A 15,846-nucleotide genomic window follows, 5' to 3' on the forward strand; every position below is an offset into this window, starting at 1 on the left:
ACCCGCTCGAACAGCTCCCACAACTCGTCCGGCACCATGCGCTCGACCATCACCACACGGGCAGACTACCCAGCACCCCAAATGAGACGACGTCTTAGCCCCATCAAACAGCGGCCTTCAGGTCCTGGAGGGCAGAACACGTGTCGGCGTCCTGCGTGGACGCCTGCGCGAGGGGCTGCGCGTCGCGTCTCACCACCAAGCCTGGGTCGGACGTCCACGAAACGCCCCGGACTAGAAGGCGGCATTGGTGAGCTGGACCCGTAGGGCAGCCCTGGCCGGGCGGGGCTAATCAGCCGTTTCCTCGCGGTCGCAATAGTGCGGGGCGGTCGGCAGATGGGCATTGAGAAGTTTTCATCCTGATTCCGCAGGTCACGGGGCTGGTGTGAGGTTGCGGTGATGTACTCGCGCCGGTCTGGGGCCTGATCTTCATCGGGAGATCGTCTGTCACCTGTGGACTTCGGTGTTTGCGAGGACGAGCAGGGCGCGCAGGAGGGTGGTGGCGTGCCGGGCGTTCATGCGGATCTTGGCCAGGAAGCGCCAGGACTTCAGGTTCGCGAAGCCGTGCTCGACAGCGGCGCGTTCGCGATTGAGCAGGCGGTTCGCTTCCTTCTCCGCGTCGGTGAGGCGGTGGTTTGCGGTGGCCTTGCGGCCAGTGATGATCATCGGGTCGTCGGGGTCGTCGTCCAGGCCGACGAAGCCGAGGTCGGCCAGGGCCCCGAGTCCGGCCTCGCGTAGATGACCGGTGATCTTGTTGTGGCGGGCCGTGGTGATCTCGCTGGACCGACCGGGCTTTGCAGCACTACCACCCCGCCGCTGTGGGCGATCTTCTTCAGCGCCCGGTCCAGCCGCGGCTTGCCGGGGTGGGACACGTCCCACCCCGCCCCCTGCCCCCCCGAGCACCCGCAAGGCCGCCGGCTGGCTCACCCGCTACTCCGGCTCACTGACCGACGATGAACACCAGCAGCTCAAGGCGGTCCTGGACGCCTGTCCCGAGCTGGCTGCTGCCCACCGCCTGGTCCGTGACTTCGGTGAGATGCTCACCCAGCAGACCGGCATCTTCCCGCCCGCCTGGATCAACGAGGCTCTCGCAGTGAACCTCCTGGTCTGACCGGCTTCGCCCGCGGTCTGACCAGCGATCTCGATGCCGTGACCGCCGGGCTCACGTTGCGCTGGAACTCGGGCGGCACTGAGGGCGTCGTGAATCGCATCAAGAAACTCAAGAGGCATCTATTCGGCTAGGCAGAGTTCGATTTCATCAGGAAGATGACCCTGCTCTCATAACCCGGAATGACGGCCCTCTGTGATCGCCGTCAGTGCCCGCGCAGGGGCGCCCTGGCTACTCTGGCCGGCCTCACCTTCTTCACCGGGGACTCTGCCCTGGGTTGATCGCTTCCTCAGCCGCCCCAGCCTCCCCAGTTGCCGCGGCGGCGCCGCCGACGATCCGGCGGAGTGCTGCGACGTGCCCCTCAAAGGCGGCGCGGCCGTGCTTGGTGAGGAGGATGCGGGTGCGCTTGTGACGCCCCGTGCCCTCCTTTTTCAGCCTGACATAGCTAGCCCTCTCCAGGGTGTGGAGCTGCTTGGAAAGCGCGGAGTCGCTCAGCTCCAGCTGGTCGCGGACAAAGGCGAACTCAGCCCACTCGGTGGCGGCCAGCAGGGAGACCACAGCCAGCCGGGTGGAGGGGTGGATCAGCTCGTCGAAGCCGAACGGAGTGGTCACTGCGCGGCCCCGCTGCGACCGCGGCCCGGCCGCAGCCAGCGGCCCTGCATCGCGTAGCCGAGCAGCACGAACGCCCCCGCCGTCACCGTTGCCCAGATCAGTGAACTAAACGGCGGCTCCCAGACGTTCAGCACCACCGCGGAAGCGATCGTCACCACGACCAGCGAGCTTACCCAGCCAGCCAGCCACCCCGCCGAGATGTCCGACCGGTGCGGCGTAAACGGTGTCCGCCGACCACTGCGGATTCCGAGCGAGATCATGCCGGTCATAAACACGGCAAGCACTGTCCACTCCAGCCACTTGGGCATCGGCAGACCCTGTATCGCCAGGAACACCCAGAGCGTCGCGGCCGAGGCCCACACTGCCCGGATGCTGCGCGGGCCGTCCTGCTCGATCCTGCCCTGCTCGGCGATCCGGTCCTGCACCCGTTCAATCCGGCGCAAGTCCTCCGCGGCACTGCGCGGATCCACCATGGCACGCTCAACTCCCCGTCTGATCAGCGCGGCCAGCCTTCCAACCAACCACTTGCCTGTCGGGAAAGTTATCAATTGCTTTCCCGGCAGGCAAGTGGTTGGCAGTGGGTCCGGCGGGCTACACCCTGCCGCGGAGCAGTTGCTTGGCCATCACCACTGCCCGCGGGATTCGGTTGGCCCCAAGCAGATCTGGGAGTCTCCGCCTCTCCGCGTCCGTTCCTCGCGGTCCAACGAATCCCACCCCTGCGTCTCGCCCTCAGGGCGCGTGCACCTGCTGCTCCGTTGCTCCGCCGACAGCATCCGGCGGCCCGCCTGCCCCGTGGAGACCCCAGGCACTGCGCCGAACGAGCCCACGAGGTAGGAGTCACTGAGAGATTTTCTTCCTGATTTCGCAGGTCACGGCGCTGGTGTGGGTCGGGGGTGACGGACTCGTGCCGGTCAGCATCATGATCGTCCTGGGGAGATCGTCGGTCACCTCTGCACTTCGGTGTTCGCCAGGACAAGGAGGGCCCGCAGGAGCGTCGTCGCGTGGTGGGTGTTCATGCGGACCTTGGTGAGGATGCGCCAGGTCTTGAGGTTGGCGAAGCCGTGCTCGACGGCCGCGCGTTCGCGGCTGAGCAGACGGTTCGCCTCCTTCTCCGCGTCGGTGAGCTGGTGGTTGCGGGTGGCCTTGCGGCCGGTGATGATCACCGGGTCGTCGTCGGGTTGGTCATCGAGTCCGACGAAGCCGAGGTCGGCCAGGGCGCCGAGGCCGGCTTCGCGAAGGTGCGCGGTGATCTTGTCGTGGCGGGCGGTGGTGATCTCGCTGGACCGGCCGGGCCGGGCCGAGGAGATCCAGATCAGATTGCCCTTCTCGTCGGTCAGCGCGAGAAACAGCAGGCCATGGGCCTTGTATTTCCCGCTGTAGTTCCTGCGATTGTCCGCTCCGGTGCGGCGCCGGGTGCGGATCAGGGTGCCGTCCAGCAGGACGACCACGCCGCCCCGCTGCGCGATCTTCTTCAGGGCTCGGTCCAGGCGTGGGGCGCGGGTGGCCAGCAGACGCAGGACCTCCTGCACCCAGCGGCGCACGGTGGAAGCGGAGACGGCGCTGCCGCCGGCCATGTCGGCGAGGCGCTGGTCATGGCGGAGAACAGCGAGCACGATCAACGCCTGAGTGCCTGCGGGGACCTTGCGCCAGCGGGTGCCCAACCGGTTGCGTTCACGGCGTATCAGATCCCCGACGAGGTCCAGGGTCCGCTTCGACATCGGGAGCCGGACCTGGTAGACAGCATGCTGAGCGCCCTCGGCGGGGCTGGTTGTCTTCACACACACCCCAACTTCCGTCGGCGGCCCTCTTGTTACGGCAGGAATCAGCCGGTCCACTCGCGTTCGGGCCGGTCAGCGTGGCAGGTAGCGGCCCGCACCGGTCCTCGACAGCCAGCCCCGGTCTGCGAGTTTGCGCAGCTGGCCGCGGACTGGCTCGACCTTGCCGGGAGTGAGCTCCCGGCCCAGCGCGCGGGCCACGTCCTTCGCCATCACCGGACCGCCCGCATTGGTGACGATCTCCATAATCCGCCGATAGTCCGAGGTCAGGACCTCCAGACCCATCCCGTCAACGCGGTCCGGGACTAGGTTCTGTCTCTTTGATGCGGGAACCGGCGCCGAAGCAGGCTGCGTCCATCGATACACAAGATCGCTAGTGGGTGCAGAGGAGTGTGTGATGACCGGCACGGCTGCCCGTTACCTCTATCTGGTGCGGCATGGCGAGGCGGCGTCGGAGGAGAGCGGGCTGACGGAGGTGGGTCGTCGGCAAGCCGTGCTGCTGGGTCAGCGCCTGCGCGAGATCCCTTTCGCGGCTGTTTACCATGGCCCGTTGCCCCGGGCAGAGCAGACCGCGCGTCTGATCGGTGACCAGCTGCAGAACGTTCCCCTGCGTGTCTCGGAAGTGGCCGGTGACTACGTTCCTTACGTGCCCATGAGAGACGAGCTGCCAGCGGAATCCGCAGACTTCTTCCTCCGCTTCCTTTCTGGCGCGACTGAGGAGGAACGAAAGCACGGACCTGCTCTGGCCCGGCAGGCGTTGGAGATGTTCACCGGGCCTGTGCACGGTGAAGAGGACCGGCACGAACTGGTCGTCACCCACAACTTCCTGGTCGCCTGGCTCGTCCGGGACGCCATGCATGCGCCGCATTGGCGCTGGCTCGGCCTCAACCACAGCAACGCCGCTCTCACGGTCATCCGGTACGCGCCCGGCCGGCCGGCCTCTGTCCTCGTCTCGAACGACATGCGGCATCTGCCTCCCGAGCTGCGCTGGACGGGCTTTCCTCCCGAGGTGCACGTCTAGCGTGCCTGCTGGATGGGTTCGTCAGTTGATCAGTTGTGTCCGTCCGATTAGTGATCACCGATGAGATGTGGGACCGGATCGAGCCGTTGATGCCGGTCGATCCGGTCCGCGGCCGAAGGTGGGCCGATCACCGCCGCACCCTTGAGGCCATCGCGTGGAAGTACCGCACCAACTCGCCCTGGCGGGACCTGCCAGACGAGCTGGGCTCGTTCCAGACCGCCCACAAACGGCTGATCAGGTGGGCCGTCGACGGCACCTGGGAGAAGATCCTCGCCGCCGTCCTGGCAGCGGTGGATGCCGACGACGACATCGACTGGACGGTCTCGGTGGACTCCACGGTCGTGTGGGCCCACCAGCACGCCGCAGGCGCACGCAAAAAGGGGCGATCCGCTCCGGCGAGCCTGCTGATCACGCCCTCGGACGCTCTCGCGGGGGCTTGAGCACCAAGGTCCACCTGGCCGCGGACGGCGGTGCACGGCCTCTGGCCTTCACGGTCACCGCAGGCCAGGCCGGGGACGCACCCGCATTCGAGACGGTGATGTCTCGCATTCGCGTGCCCCGCAGCGGACCGGGCCGGCCACGAACCCGGCCCATCACCGTGCTGGCCGACCGCGCCTACTCATCCCACGCCATCCGCAGCCACCTGCGGCGCCGGGGAATCCGAGCGGTCATCCCGCAGCCGTCCAACCAGATCGGCCACCGCCTGCGGCGGGGTTGCCACGGAGGCCGCCCGCCAAGCTTCGACCGTGAAGCCTACAAGCAGCGGAACACAGTTGAACGGTGTATCAACCGCCTCAAGCAGTGGCGCGGCCTGGCCACCCGAACCGACAAACTCGCGATCGCCTACCAGGCCGCACTCCACCTCGTCGGCATCCTCATCTGGGCCCGACGCTGACCAAAGAGACAGAACCTAGCCGCATCCCGGCCGCACCCGGCGTCAAGACCAGCGGCTCCGGCTCCGGCTCCACGATGCCTGATGGACTCCGCCCGCCATCCGTTGCCTCGGCCCACTGCCCGTACACCACCTCGGCAGCCTCCAGCCGGGCCACCTCGACGTCGATCTCCGCCAGCTCCTTGCGCAGCAACTCGGCCCGCTCAGCCAACATCACCCGCCGCTCGATCGTCCACGTCAGCACATCCGCCATGAACAGCCCCTCTCCGGTCCGGCCTTCCCTCTCGGAGCGTACGAAGAGACCACCGCCCGAAAACCGATTCCCGCAGAACGAGCCTGAGACGGACGATCACCTGCTAACGATCTCGCCTCCGGCCAGCACGAGCCGGCCACCACACAGCCACACCAGCCCCCGTGACCTGCGAAATTCAGGATGGCATGGCTTGAATGGGTACGCGAGACTATCCTCGGAGGATCGTGGCAGCAGGAGGGCGACTCAGGAGTCGGCCTCAACAACCACGGCTACGTCACCATTTACCCCGCCGTTCACGTCCCCGTCGGCTGGGACCAGGCACAGATCTACACCGAAGCTTTCTACGACAAGATCGACGAGCTGTGCACCTACGGCCGCGCCTCCTGCGCCGACGGCAACAGCCGAACCGACGCACTGGCAGTCAACGGAGCGAAGGGCAACGCCTGCGTCGCGGCAGGGCTGAACTGCCCCGACGAAATGGTCTGGCGGGAGACTTCGGCACCATAGACCTCGGCCGGTGGGCTTGCACCTCGCCAGTGGTCAGCCCTTCGCGGCCAGCGAGATGACCATCTCATCGACGCCGGTCAGGCGCTTCTGCCGCTTCTTGACGATCTTCGGTTCGAAGGAGCCGTCCCTGTCGCGCGGCACCGTTATCTCCACCGGGCCGACATCGGTCAGCACGGTCTTGGAGCGTTTGCCGTTGCGGGAGTTGCCACCGTTCTTGTCGACCGCATCATGCTTGTCATAGCCAAGATGGTCCGTGATCTCGCCCTCCAGAGCGGACTCCAGCAGGCGTTTGGTCAGCTGCTGCTGTAGCAGCCCGCCCTCGCCTGTCAGCTGCAGACCCTCGGCCTGGGCCCGGCCCACCACCTCGTCGATCAACTGGTCGTCCACAGCCTTTGCCCGCACAACCGCCACGGGCTCGACAGCCTCGGATCCGGACACGTTTTCACTGGTCATCGAAGCATCTTCCATGATCGGGAGTTACACCGAACGTCTTACAGTCCCGTGCGGGATTTCTTTATTGCTGCGCCGGCTCAGGCGAAGGGTATGCGCTGGTCTGGCGGGTCCTGGCTGCGAGGGAGTGTCGGCTCTGCGGCGGTGCCAAGGCCAAGCGTGTGGCCTTCCTGGGGGCTGACCAGAGCCGGTGGTCAGCTGTATCGGTCCGGGACGAGGGAGTCCTTCTTCACGCGGCCGCGTCCGCGGCCCCCGGCTCGACGGCGCCCGTTGGCCCGTTCGGTCAACGCTCATCCTGGTCGGGATCCTCAGTGCACCTGAGTAGTCACTGCTCATCCGGAAGCAAATCCGCAGGACAGCGGGTTCCATCGCCGGAGACGCAACGCGTCTGGCGACACGCTTCCGACGGGAGTGTTCTTCCTGGGATCGGCATGAATCTGAAGGACTGGCGGAGGCGGATGTTGAGTATGTGCTACTCACATGTCCGCGGTGTCGGCCTGATATCGATGGATACATGCGCCGAGTAATGCAGAGCAGGTTGGGTGGTCCGGATGTTCTCGAGGTTGTCGAGGTTGATGTGCCGCAACCGGGACCGGCGGAGGTCCTGGTCGAGGTAAAGGCCGCCGGTGTGAATCCGGTCGACTGGAAGGTGCGCACCGGGGGAGGCGTGGGCGAACCGCCCTTCTCGGTCGGCTGGGACGTCTCAGGAGTGGTGGCGGCCGTCGGAGCCGGTGTGACGCGCTTCAGGCCGGGAGACGAGGTCTTCGGAATGCCACGGTTTCCGGCCGAGGCAGGAGCGTACGCGGAGTTCGTGACCGCTCCGTCGAGACACCTGGTTCGCAAGCCGCCCGGCATGAGCCATGCCCAAGCGGCGGGTCTTCCCCTGGCGGGTCTTACCGCTTGGCAGGCGCTGGTGACGGTGGCTGGGGTTGCTGTCGGAGAGCGGGTACTCATTCCGGCCGCGGCGGGAGGCGTGGGCCACTTGGCCGTTCAGATCGCCAAGGCTCATGGTGCCTACGTCATTGCGACCGCTAGTGGAGCAAAGCACGATTTCGTAAGGAGCCTTGGCGCTGATGAGGTCATCGACTACAGGAGCTCTGAAGTGAGCTCCCAGGTGAGGGAGGTCGATATCCTTCTGGCTACCATCGCGGGGCAGATCCGGGGCCTGGCTGGGCTGTTGGTGCCTGGTGGCCGGGTCGTCGCGCTCAACGGCGCCGATGCGGACACAGTGCAATGGGCCGCGCAGAAGGGTCTCCGAGCCGACTTCATGCTGGTGGAACCTGATCGGGCCGACCTGGATGCCCTGGCTTCTCTCGCCGACGAAGGCCGGATCACGGTCCACATCGATCGCACATTTCCTCTTGGTCAGGTGATCGACGCTCACCGCCTGGGCGAGGAGGGCCGGACCACAGGGAAGATCGTTCTGATTCCGTAGATGAATGCGCGCGAAAGGGGCGTGCCGTCCTGCAAGCCGGTCGGCGTTGTCGGTGAAGGGGTGGGCGGTGTGTCCCCCTATGGGTCTTGACGGGGGAGGAGTCGGCCACGCGGCGAGACCAGTCCGGCCAGGAGGTCGCGTTGAGTCCGCCAGCAGGACTTCAGGCGACCGCTGGCGTCGCCTCCGCTGCGTGCCGATGCACCTTCCGCGCGTGCGCAGGAATCTTTGTGGAACGCGGGGGCACCGGGCATGTTGAGGGCAACGTCTGCGGCGGGCAGATTGTGGACGCCGAGGCCGATGAGTTTGCAGATGGTGATTTCCTCGGCGTTCTCCCGGCCGGGTGGCCGATCCGGCGTGGACCTCATCGAGTTCCGCGTTGACCCGGCGGTTCTCTTCCATAAGCCGTGACAAATTGCCGTGGATGGAGCTGAGTTCACGGTTGTCGACCACGACCCGGTCTGCTTGCCCCAGGCTGTCGGATGTCAGCTCCGCCTTCGTCGGATCGTCGGCGCCCACCGCGGTGATGTGCACTCCGGGTGTCAGCCATGACGCGCGGACGTTCGGTGCGTGAGGTCGTCGGCACCGCTACGTCGGCGCTGTCGAACGCGGACTGGGCTCTGTCCACGCCGATGACGCACAGCTCCGGCCGCGGGCACATGCAACGCGGCGGCGAGCGGCTGGACATGGGACACGCGCCGTCCCCGCACGCGTACCGCGCGCAGCGGGAGCGCGTCGGCCGCAGCGAGCGTCTGAAGGTAGGCCTGAGTGCCGGTGCCAGTGACCGATGACCCGCAGGACGTGGGAGTCGCGCCGCACCATCCCGCGCCGCAAGAGCTCCCGCGGCGGCCGTCCGTACGTCCGAGAGGTGGCGCTCGTCGTCCAGGAGCGCCCGGAGGTCACCTGACGTACAACAGCGAACAGCGGTGCGTGCCGCACCGATCAGAACGGAGCAGCCGACATGAGTGAGGCGCAGGGGGAATCCCGCCCGGGGTACCCGGGACCGGATCCTGTCCCCGAGTGGCTGGAGCGGCTGGAGCGGATCCGGCGGGAGCAGCGTCGCACAGTGGGGCTGCTCACCGTCTGCGCGGTGGGTCTGGTGCCCTGGACAGTTGTGCTGGCGCTGACCCTGCCGTCCCACTACCAGGTCCACACAGTGGCGCCTGGCCTGGGTGGGGTTCGACGTCCTTCTCGTGGTCGCTGTGACCGCCACGGCGATCTTGGGCTGGCTGCGGAACAACGCTGTCATCGTGCCGGCCGTCGGCCTGGCCGTGCTGCTGGTCTGTGACGCCTGGTTCGATGTGTCGCTCACGTTCGGCACATCAGGCGTGTGGCTGTCGGCGGCGCTCGCGGTGTTCGCGGAGCTGCCGTTGGCCGGCTGCCTCATCGTCCGCGTCACGAGGTTGATCTCGCTGGGGCAGTGGCCGTCTACGGAGAGCCGGCGGGAAGGGAATGCGAAGGCGTGAGACGGGCGCTCGGCTCCAGGGATGCTGTCCTTGTCAGGACGCGCCTTCGCAGCTCCCCGGGCGGGTTGACGGGGGCGTCGAGACGATCCGGAACAGCGGGGGCTGGTCGGCCAGTCATGGGTCGTCGAGCCGGCTGCCCGCCGGGACTGGCGTCGAGGTGCCCGCAGCGCGTGGTGGCCGCTGACCGGGAGCCGTCCGGCCGTGGCGGCGACGAGGCCCGGCACTGAGCAGGGACCAGCTGCCCCTTGAACGGCACGGCCCGTCTTCGGGGCCGCCCGGTCCCTGCAACTGCAGGACGCCGAGCAGATCAAGGACGCGATCATCTGGGGGCACAGCAGGGCGCCTGCGCGGAAGTGCCTTGTGCCGTGCCGGATGTCGAGGCCGTTCTCCCCATGCGCTTCTCGCCGCGATGGCCGCCAGCAACCGGCCCAGCAGTCCGAGGAGTACGGCGGCTGGTTACGACGGTTGCGGTTGCCGTGTCACCCGACTCGAGGCCAAGCATCATCGACGGGTCGATGCCTGCGTCGCATCCCACGGCGCGGATCGTGGTGTGCCTTAGCGCTGGCCGCGCCGTCCGCGTGCGGCGCGCAGGATCGCGGTTCTGGTGCGATCGGAGCGTGCGTGGGTGCTGGTCTTTCGGTACGCAGGGTCTTGCCAACGGCTGTAGGCCGACATCTGTTGACTTTCTGGAGGGGGTCTGCGCACTATATCAACGCACGTTGGCCTACAGATGTTGGCAAACGGTCGTTGGTATATTTTCCGGACCAGAACGGAAGACTCCACCATGAACACACCACCGAGCTCCACGCCGTCGTGCCCGCCCGCATCCGGGAAGTCCTGGACGAACTCGGAACCCTCGCGGAAGCTGATCACGCACGGCGTCAAGGTCAGCCGATCCGCCGCCCGCGTCGGCTGCTGACTGTGCCGTTCGACCAGCTGCCCGACATCGAGTTCACCGGCAACGTCTACGCCGAACTCGGGCACCCCGGGTACACCTTGGGGCGGGGTGGTGCGCGAGCACCCTGTCCGACGCGAGTCTCCTGCCACAACCCGGGGCCGCGCGACAGGAGAGACGCAATGGCCACGAACACCGTCCCAGACGACCCTCCAGAGATCACCGTGCCCCGCAGGGACGCGCTGAGGCCGGCCGGCCTGGCCATCGGCTCGACAGCCCTCCTCAGCGAGGGCCTCGGGGGACTGCGCGCCGTCACCAACGGCACCTTCAGCACCGGACCCGGCGATCCGTACGACCTGTGGCACGACTGGAGCTCCATGTCCGGCATCGAGGGGATGGTCGCCACCGGCATCCTGGCGACCGCTCTCGGTCTTGGTCTGCATCACATGAACCAGATCACCGGGCGCATCGACCGTGATGCCGTCTCCGGTGCCCGCGACGTTTTCTCCGCTCGGTGGGCTGTCCTGCTCGGCCGTCCCGCGTCGAGCGGTCTGCTGTCCTTCCGTGTCGGTCATCCCGACCGTGCGGCGGGCCTCAGCCCGCGTCGCAGCCTCGACGTCGTCGTGAGCGGCTGACCTCTTCCGCCGGTTCCGCCGGTGACGTACCGAGCCCCACCCACCTTCCACCCGTTTCCGTTCAACAGGAGGCTTCCCATGCCCGGCTCACCCGTCTCGAACCCGGACGCCGGACCGGTACGCGCATTGCGCCCCGGTGCCGTTCTGGCAGTGACCTGTCTGGCCCTGGCGACCGTCGTGTCGGCGATGGCTTCGCTGAGTGTGGCGTTGCCCGACGTCGCCCGGGAGACGCACGCCAACCAGACCCAGCTGTCGTGGATCATCGACTCCTACAGTCTGATCTTCGCGTCGTTCCTGCTGTTCGCCGCGACCCTCGGCGACCGTTTCGGCCGCCGCAAAGCGCTGCTCGGCGGCGTCGGACTGTTCGCCGTAATATCACTCGCCGCGACCTTCACCGCCGAGCCGAGCGTCCTGATCACCTTGCGCGCCCTGCTCGGGGTGGCAGCCGCGTTCGTCATGCCCGCCACGCTGTCCACGATCACCAGCACGTTTCCCCGCGATCAGCAGGCGCGTGCCATCAGTATCTGGGCGGCGGTCGCGGGCGCCAGCGCCGCGCTGGGACTGTTCGCCTCGGGCGCACTGCTGGAGGTGTGGTCGTGGCGATCGGTGTTCTGGCTGAACGCGGTGATGGCCGGAGTGGCGTTCATCGGCACCTACCTCTTCGTCCCGGAGTCCGCGCAGCCGGGCAAGCAGCGCATCGATGTGACCGGAGCCGTGCTCACGGTGGCAGGGCTGGGGGTGCTGGTCTACTCGGTCATCGAGGCGCCCGAGCACGGCTGGGGCAGCACGCGCACCCTCATCGGCATGGCCCTCGGGCTCGTCGTCCTGGCGGCCTTCGTGGCCTGGGAGCTGAGGCACCCGCACCCCCTGCTCGATCCGCGGCTGTTCCGGCACAAGCTGTTCGCGGCCGGGTCGATCTCGACCACGCTGCAGTTCTTCGCGTTCTTCGGGTTCATCTTCGTCACCATGCAGTACCTCCAGCTGGTGCGCGGTGACAGCGCCCTGATGGCTGCGGTGAGCGTGCTGCCGATGTCCGCGGCGATGATCCCCAGCGCGCGCCTCAGCCCGCTCCTGGTCGCGCGGCGAGGCATGCGGGGCCCCTGGACCGTCGGCCTGATCCTGGTCACCACCGGCCTGGTCGTGCTGGCCCAGCTCGACGCCGGCAGCTCGTACTGGCTGGTCGTCGGCGGGCTCCTGCCGCTCGGTGCGGGCATGGGTCTGGCCACGACGCCGGCCACCGCGGCCATCACCGACGCTCTGCCGCCCCGCCTGCAGAACGTGGGCTCCGCGGTGAACGACCTCTCACGCGAACTCGGCGGAGCCCTGGGCATCGCCGTCCTCGGCAGCCTCATGAGCGCCCGCTACCGAGACTCCCTCGACACCGACGGCCTCCCCGCCCCGGTCGCGGAAGCAGCCCGCTCCTCCCTGGCCGCCGCCGACCACATCGGCCACGCCACCGCCAACCCGGCACTGATCGACGAGGCCCGCGACGCCTTCGCCTCCGGCATGCACCTCGCCCTCCTCAGCGGCGCCGCGACCACCCTCCTGGCCGCCGTCGTCGTCACCCTCCTGCTGCGCCGGACCGGCAAGCCCGGCACGGTCGGCGTCGAGACGCAGACGCACGACCCTGCGGACGGCCCGACGGGCGGCACGGGCCGCGACGCGGCGAAGGCCACGGCCTAGCCACCCGCTGAACACATCCGACACGTCCAAGTCGTGCGGCGCCAGACCACGATCCGGTCTCTGGCGCCGCACCGGGAAGGAAGGAAACCGACATGACTTCGCTGCCCACCCGGACGGCACCACCACCCGGCCCTCCCCGCGCCCCGGAGTCCCTGGAAGCTCTCAATCGCGCCCTGGCACTGCTCGGCATACGCGGCACCGGACTCATCATCACCGCCCTCGCCCAAGGGCCGGCCGACCTGCCCCTGCTGCGCGAGCGCGTCCCCGGCCTCAGCGACGGTCTGCTCACCCGACGCCTGCGGGAGATGACCGCCCTCGGCCTGGTGGAGCGAACCGCCTACCCAGGCACCGCCCGTCACACCGTCTACGCACTTGCCTCCCACGGCAAGGCCCTCCTCATACCGCTGGTGGCCCTGACCGTGTGGGCACAGGATCTCCCCGCGCACACCTGGGCCGCGGCCCCCCGCACATCGCCGGAATCCGGCCCACTGCATCGCACAAAGGACAGGACATGAGCGCACACGAGAACGTGGACCTGGGGCACACGGTGGCCGGCTGGGCCGGCACAGCCGTCGCCCTGGCCGGTTTCTGCGTCACCGGTGTCGGAGTGATCGCTGTCTCCGCGCCGCTCGTACTCTCCGGGATCGCAGTGATCGCCCTGGCTGCGGCCATCACCTGGCTCCTCCACCTGGCGGGATGGGGAAAGCCGAGCGGCCCGCGCCCGGCCGACCAGTGGGACTGGCGGGTGAAGGACCTCCGCGCCCGGCACGGACATCCGGACTGCCTCGGGTGCCGCATGGCGGGCAGGCGGGCCGAGGCGGCGGCCCCGCTCCCGCACCCGGCATCCGCAGCGGCCCGGAGCATGCCCAGCGTCACCATGCGGAACGCGGACGATCAGGAAAGGTGCCTGCCGCTCCGGTAGCCGGCCGCATCGCCACACAGAACAGAGAAGGAGGGGCCGGCAATGGCCGCTGAAGACCGAGCTGGCGGCTTGCGTTCCGACGACGACGCCGTGGCGGCGGACGCAGACCGGCTCGCTGCCAACCGGGACTTTTGGGACGACCTCGCCGAGTTCCACGGCGCCGACCCCGACGACCGGTCTTACGACGTGGAGGCATTCCTTGCAGGCGGGCAGACCCTGCGCGGGATCGAGCGAGAACTCGCCGGCGACGTGACCGGCAAGGAACTCCTGCACCTGCACTGCCACTTCGGGATGGACACCCTGAACTGGGCCCGCCTGGGCGCCCGCGTCACCGGCGTCGACTCCTCCCCCCATGCGGTCGCACGAGCCTGGCGACTGGCGGAACAGGCCGGTCTGGAAGCGGAGTTCGTGGAAGCGGACGCCCAGCGTCTTCCCGATGCCCTGGCCGCAAGGTTCGACCTGGTGGTCGCCACCTACGGGGTGCTGTCGTGGATCGGCGACCTGGACGCCTGGATGACCGGCGCCGCGTCGGCGCTGCGGCCGGGAGGCAGGCTGGTGCTCGTCGACCCCCACCCCGTCTTCCAGACGGTGCTTACTTTTGATTCCTTTGTGGCCGACTGGCCCCGCGGCGGCGGTGCGCCCCGGCACGATGCGATGACGGGCACCTACGCCCACGCCGACGTACCCGCGGAGCCGAAGAAGTCCACCCAGTCCCCGTATTCGCTGGGGGAGATCGTCAGGGCGGCCACGTCGGCGGGACTGGTCGTGGAGCGCCTGGGCGAGCACACGGAGACCGAGACCGGCGGGCGCCACCTCCTGCCGCAGGGCCCGGACGGTCTGTACCGGTTCCCCTTCAGCGACACCTATCTGCCCATCCTGTATTCGCTCAGGGCGGTCCGTCCGTCGGCTATCGGCGGCGCATGAAAGCCGGCGGTTGAGTTTCACCACGTCGCGGTGTCCTCCGGTCGCGCGATCGCGATCACCTCTCGGGGCAGCGCGCCGAGGTCCCGTCCAAGTCCCCCGGCCTGCCCGTGGGCGCCCCTGACATTCTGTGGGCTGTAGAAACCTCTTCGGGCAAGTGAGCACACGGCGCACGGGTCCGTCGGCGTTCCCCTGCAGCCCCCGATCGGCCCTGCGCGGCGTGTACGGGAGCCGAGCGCACGCGGCAAGCACCCCGGCTGCTCGGCTGTCGCATGGCCGGCCGCTGGCCGCCGGTGGGCAAGCGCAGGCGTCGGAGGGTCGTCAGCCGGGTGCGAAGAAGCGAAGGGGGAGAGGGCGAGCGCGGACATGCGGTTCACAGCAGCCGGCCATGGCGCGAAAGAAGGGAAGCGCTCATGAAAGACAACGAGGGCCTGGAGTCTGCCAGGCTCGTACTGCGCAGGTTCACACCCGCAGACGCGCTGGCATTGGCGGCGTATCGGTCGGATCCGGAGGTGAGCCGGCATCGGTGCCCGCGATCCGGGATGGTTCCAGTACGCCGTCGAGCGGCGGGACGTTCCGGGGCTGATCGGCGATATCGGGGTGTGCCTCAGCGAGGACGGCAGGCAGGCACAGCTGGACTTCACTTTCGCGCCGGTGTTCCAGGGCCGCGGGTACGCCACCGAGGCGGTGGCGCGGATGGTGGAACATCTGCTGGTGGAGGAAGGGCTGCACCGCGTCTGGGCCAACTGCGACAGGTGTAACGTCAGCTCGGCGAAGCTGCTGGGGCGCGTGGGGTTCCGCCGCGAGGGCCACCTCGCCAGAGCACCTGGTTCAAGGGGGAGTGGACCGACGACGTCTTCTTCGGACTCCTTGCCTCGGAACACCGTGCCGCGCCCGACAGCGGTCATGGTTCGTAGTGCCGCGAAGCGGCCGCCGGGGTCACAACCCGGGCCACGCAATGATCAACGGCAGGATCGGGCTGTTGATCATGTGGCTTTCGGCGTGGTTGGTCGTTGCTCTGTCGTGGGGAAACGGCAGTCGCGTCCTTGGATCGTGTCGGATGAACTGTGGTCGTTGATCGAGCCGTTGCTGCCCTGGCCTGCGCCGAAGTCGGTGGAAGGCAGACTGCAGGTGCCGGACCGGCAGGCACTGTGCGGGATCCTGTTCGTGCTGTATACCGGCATCCGGACTGGTCGCGGGCGTGATGACTTCTGCCACGTCCGGGCGCCCGCTCCCGCTGTCGCTGACCGGCGGAAACCGCAGCGACGTCAAGCGGT

General features: G+C 68.1%; 18 protein-coding genes and 4 pseudogenes. 13 read left to right on the forward strand and 9 right to left on the reverse strand.

Annotated features, from left to right (window positions below):
* Nucleotides 1-444: 444 nt before the first annotated feature.
* The 5 genes from ACZ6BB_RS38575 to ACZ6BB_RS38595 all read right to left on the reverse strand — a co-directional run bounded on the left by ACZ6BB_RS38575 (nt 445) and on the right by ACZ6BB_RS38595 (nt 3,777).
* Nucleotides 445-924 carry a transposase family protein gene (locus ACZ6BB_RS38575; protein ID WP_471619773.1) on the reverse strand — a complete coding sequence of 160 codons (480 nt, stop codon included), beginning with the start codon at nt 922-924 and terminating at the stop codon, nt 445-447.
* Nucleotides 925-1,360: 436 nt separating this feature from the next.
* Nucleotides 1,361-1,717 carry a winged helix-turn-helix domain-containing protein gene (locus tag ACZ6BB_RS38580; protein ID WP_060904727.1) on the reverse strand — a complete coding sequence of 119 codons (357 nt, stop codon included), beginning with the start codon at nt 1,715-1,717 and terminating at the stop codon, nt 1,361-1,363.
* The gene (locus ACZ6BB_RS38585) at nt 1,714-2,190 is read right to left on the reverse strand and encodes a hypothetical protein (RefSeq protein WP_471619774.1); all 477 of its coding nucleotides are present in this window, start codon (nt 2,188-2,190) and stop codon (nt 1,714-1,716) included. Before ACZ6BB_RS38585 ends, ACZ6BB_RS38580 begins: the two co-directional genes overlap by 4 nt.
* Before the next feature lie 471 nt (nt 2,191-2,661).
* Nucleotides 2,662-3,495 (reverse strand): transposase family protein, encoded by an 834-nt coding sequence (locus ACZ6BB_RS38590; RefSeq protein WP_471619775.1) that lies wholly within the window; start codon nt 3,493-3,495, stop codon nt 2,662-2,664.
* 72 nt (nt 3,496-3,567) lie between these two features.
* Nucleotides 3,568-3,777 carry a hypothetical protein gene (locus tag ACZ6BB_RS38595; protein ID WP_471619776.1) on the reverse strand — a complete coding sequence of 70 codons (210 nt, stop codon included), beginning with the start codon at nt 3,775-3,777 and terminating at the stop codon, nt 3,568-3,570.
* Nucleotides 3,778-3,889: 112 nt separating this feature from the next.
* Between ACZ6BB_RS38595 and ACZ6BB_RS38600 the strand changes: the two genes are divergently transcribed.
* The gene (locus tag ACZ6BB_RS38600) at nt 3,890-4,513 is read left to right on the forward strand and encodes a histidine phosphatase family protein (RefSeq protein WP_471619777.1); all 624 of its coding nucleotides are present in this window, start codon (nt 3,890-3,892) and stop codon (nt 4,511-4,513) included.
* A 65-nt stretch (nt 4,514-4,578) separates the two neighbouring features.
* A protein-coding gene (locus ACZ6BB_RS38605) for an IS5 family transposase (protein WP_471619830.1) occupies nt 4,579-5,408 on the forward strand; the annotation gives its coding sequence in 2 pieces (ribosomal slippage) (nt 4,579-4,891 and nt 4,891-5,408; 831 coding nt in all).
* Here the strand turns inward: ACZ6BB_RS38605 and ACZ6BB_RS38610 are convergent.
* A complete protein-coding gene (locus ACZ6BB_RS38610; protein WP_471619778.1) occupies nt 5,389-5,658 on the reverse strand; it encodes a hypothetical protein in 270 nt (89 codons plus the stop codon). The two genes, ACZ6BB_RS38605 and ACZ6BB_RS38610, sit on opposite strands and share 20 nt — an antisense overlap.
* A gap of 180 nt (nt 5,659-5,838) precedes the next feature.
* Between ACZ6BB_RS38610 and ACZ6BB_RS38615 the strand changes: the two genes are divergently transcribed.
* Nucleotides 5,839-6,165: a hypothetical protein gene (locus ACZ6BB_RS38615; protein WP_471619832.1), complete on the forward strand. Its 327-nt coding sequence runs from the start codon at nt 5,839-5,841 to the stop codon at nt 6,163-6,165.
* Here ACZ6BB_RS38615 and ACZ6BB_RS38620 read toward each other — a convergent pair.
* A pseudogene (locus ACZ6BB_RS38620) lies at nt 6,132-6,618 on the reverse strand (transposase); the annotation flags it as partial. The gene ACZ6BB_RS38615 and the pseudogene ACZ6BB_RS38620 sit on opposite strands and share 34 nt — an antisense overlap.
* Before the next feature lie 511 nt (nt 6,619-7,129).
* Between ACZ6BB_RS38620 and ACZ6BB_RS38625 the strand changes: the two are divergent.
* A complete protein-coding gene (locus tag ACZ6BB_RS38625; protein ID WP_471619779.1) occupies nt 7,130-8,050 on the forward strand; it encodes an NADP-dependent oxidoreductase in 921 nt (306 codons plus the stop codon).
* A 402-nt stretch (nt 8,051-8,452) separates the two neighbouring features.
* Here the strand turns inward: ACZ6BB_RS38625 and ACZ6BB_RS38630 are convergent.
* Nucleotides 8,453-8,581 (reverse strand): annotated as a pseudogene (locus ACZ6BB_RS38630) (ornithine cyclodeaminase family protein); the annotation flags it as partial.
* Nucleotides 8,582-8,595: 14 nt separating this feature from the next.
* Between ACZ6BB_RS38630 and ACZ6BB_RS38635 the strand changes: the two are divergent.
* Nucleotides 8,596-8,838, forward strand: a complete 243-nt coding sequence (locus ACZ6BB_RS38635) for a hypothetical protein (protein ID WP_471619780.1) — start codon at nt 8,596-8,598, stop codon at nt 8,836-8,838.
* Between the two features lie 411 nt (nt 8,839-9,249).
* The gene (locus ACZ6BB_RS38640; protein WP_471619781.1) at nt 9,250-9,513 is read left to right on the forward strand and encodes a hypothetical protein; all 264 of its coding nucleotides are present in this window, start codon (nt 9,250-9,252) and stop codon (nt 9,511-9,513) included.
* Between the two features lie 555 nt (nt 9,514-10,068).
* Here the strand turns inward: ACZ6BB_RS38640 and ACZ6BB_RS38645 are convergent.
* On the reverse strand, nt 10,069-10,497 hold the full coding sequence (locus ACZ6BB_RS38645; protein ID WP_471619782.1) for a hypothetical protein: 429 nt from the start codon (nt 10,495-10,497) through the stop codon (nt 10,069-10,071).
* 93 nt (nt 10,498-10,590) lie between these two features.
* Here ACZ6BB_RS38645 and ACZ6BB_RS38650 point away from each other — a divergent pair, with 93 nt between their 5' ends.
* The 7 genes and pseudogenes from ACZ6BB_RS38650 to ACZ6BB_RS38680 all read left to right on the forward strand — a co-directional run.
* Nucleotides 10,591-11,043 (forward strand): hypothetical protein, encoded by a 453-nt coding sequence (locus tag ACZ6BB_RS38650; RefSeq protein WP_471619783.1) that lies wholly within the window; start codon nt 10,591-10,593, stop codon nt 11,041-11,043.
* Between the two features lie 78 nt (nt 11,044-11,121).
* Nucleotides 11,122-12,726, forward strand: coding sequence for an MFS transporter (locus ACZ6BB_RS38655; protein WP_471619784.1), 1,605 nt, complete (start codon nt 11,122-11,124; stop codon nt 12,724-12,726).
* A gap of 92 nt (nt 12,727-12,818) precedes the next feature.
* Nucleotides 12,819-13,241: a winged helix-turn-helix transcriptional regulator gene (locus tag ACZ6BB_RS38660; protein ID WP_471619785.1), complete on the forward strand. Its 423-nt coding sequence runs from the start codon at nt 12,819-12,821 to the stop codon at nt 13,239-13,241.
* The gene (locus ACZ6BB_RS38665; RefSeq protein WP_471619786.1) at nt 13,238-13,648 is read left to right on the forward strand and encodes an HGxxPAAW family protein; all 411 of its coding nucleotides are present in this window, start codon (nt 13,238-13,240) and stop codon (nt 13,646-13,648) included. Before ACZ6BB_RS38660 ends, ACZ6BB_RS38665 begins: the two co-directional genes overlap by 4 nt.
* A gap of 42 nt (nt 13,649-13,690) precedes the next feature.
* Nucleotides 13,691-14,572, forward strand: a complete 882-nt coding sequence (locus ACZ6BB_RS38670; protein WP_471619787.1) for a class I SAM-dependent methyltransferase — start codon at nt 13,691-13,693, stop codon at nt 14,570-14,572.
* A gap of 591 nt (nt 14,573-15,163) precedes the next feature.
* Nucleotides 15,164-15,310 (forward strand): annotated as a pseudogene (locus ACZ6BB_RS38675) (GNAT family N-acetyltransferase); the annotation flags it as partial.
* A 309-nt stretch (nt 15,311-15,619) separates the two neighbouring features.
* Nucleotides 15,620-15,757, forward strand: a pseudogene (locus tag ACZ6BB_RS38680) (transposase); the annotation flags it as partial.
* Nucleotides 15,758-15,846 lie beyond the last annotated feature (89 nt).

The sequence above is a fragment of the Streptomyces sp. NPDC041108 genome (assembly GCF_055592645.1).

Coding starts and splice junctions, on each gene's coding strand:
- ACZ6BB_RS38585 (WP_471619774.1), bottom strand. CDS start 2,190: ATGGTGGATCCGCGCAGTGCCGCGGAGGACTTGCGCCGGATTGAACGG.
- ACZ6BB_RS38595 (WP_471619776.1), bottom strand. CDS start 3,777: ATGGGTCTGGAGGTCCTGACCTCGGACTATCGGCGGATTATGGAGATC.
- ACZ6BB_RS38600 (WP_471619777.1), top strand. CDS start 3,890: ATGACCGGCACGGCTGCCCGTTACCTCTATCTGGTGCGGCATGGCGAG.
- ACZ6BB_RS38610 (WP_471619778.1), bottom strand. CDS start 5,658: ATGGCGGATGTGCTGACGTGGACGATCGAGCGGCGGGTGATGTTGGCT.
- ACZ6BB_RS38615 (WP_471619832.1), top strand. CDS start 5,839: ATGGCATGGCTTGAATGGGTACGCGAGACTATCCTCGGAGGATCGTGG.
- ACZ6BB_RS38625 (WP_471619779.1), top strand. CDS start 7,130: ATGCGCCGAGTAATGCAGAGCAGGTTGGGTGGTCCGGATGTTCTCGAG.
- ACZ6BB_RS38635 (WP_471619780.1), top strand. CDS start 8,596: ATGACGCGCGGACGTTCGGTGCGTGAGGTCGTCGGCACCGCTACGTCG.
- ACZ6BB_RS38650 (WP_471619783.1), top strand. CDS start 10,591: ATGGCCACGAACACCGTCCCAGACGACCCTCCAGAGATCACCGTGCCC.
- ACZ6BB_RS38655 (WP_471619784.1), top strand. CDS start 11,122: ATGCCCGGCTCACCCGTCTCGAACCCGGACGCCGGACCGGTACGCGCA.
- ACZ6BB_RS38660 (WP_471619785.1), top strand. CDS start 12,819: ATGACTTCGCTGCCCACCCGGACGGCACCACCACCCGGCCCTCCCCGC.
- ACZ6BB_RS38665 (WP_471619786.1), top strand. CDS start 13,238: ATGAGCGCACACGAGAACGTGGACCTGGGGCACACGGTGGCCGGCTGG.
- ACZ6BB_RS38670 (WP_471619787.1), top strand. CDS start 13,691: ATGGCCGCTGAAGACCGAGCTGGCGGCTTGCGTTCCGACGACGACGCC.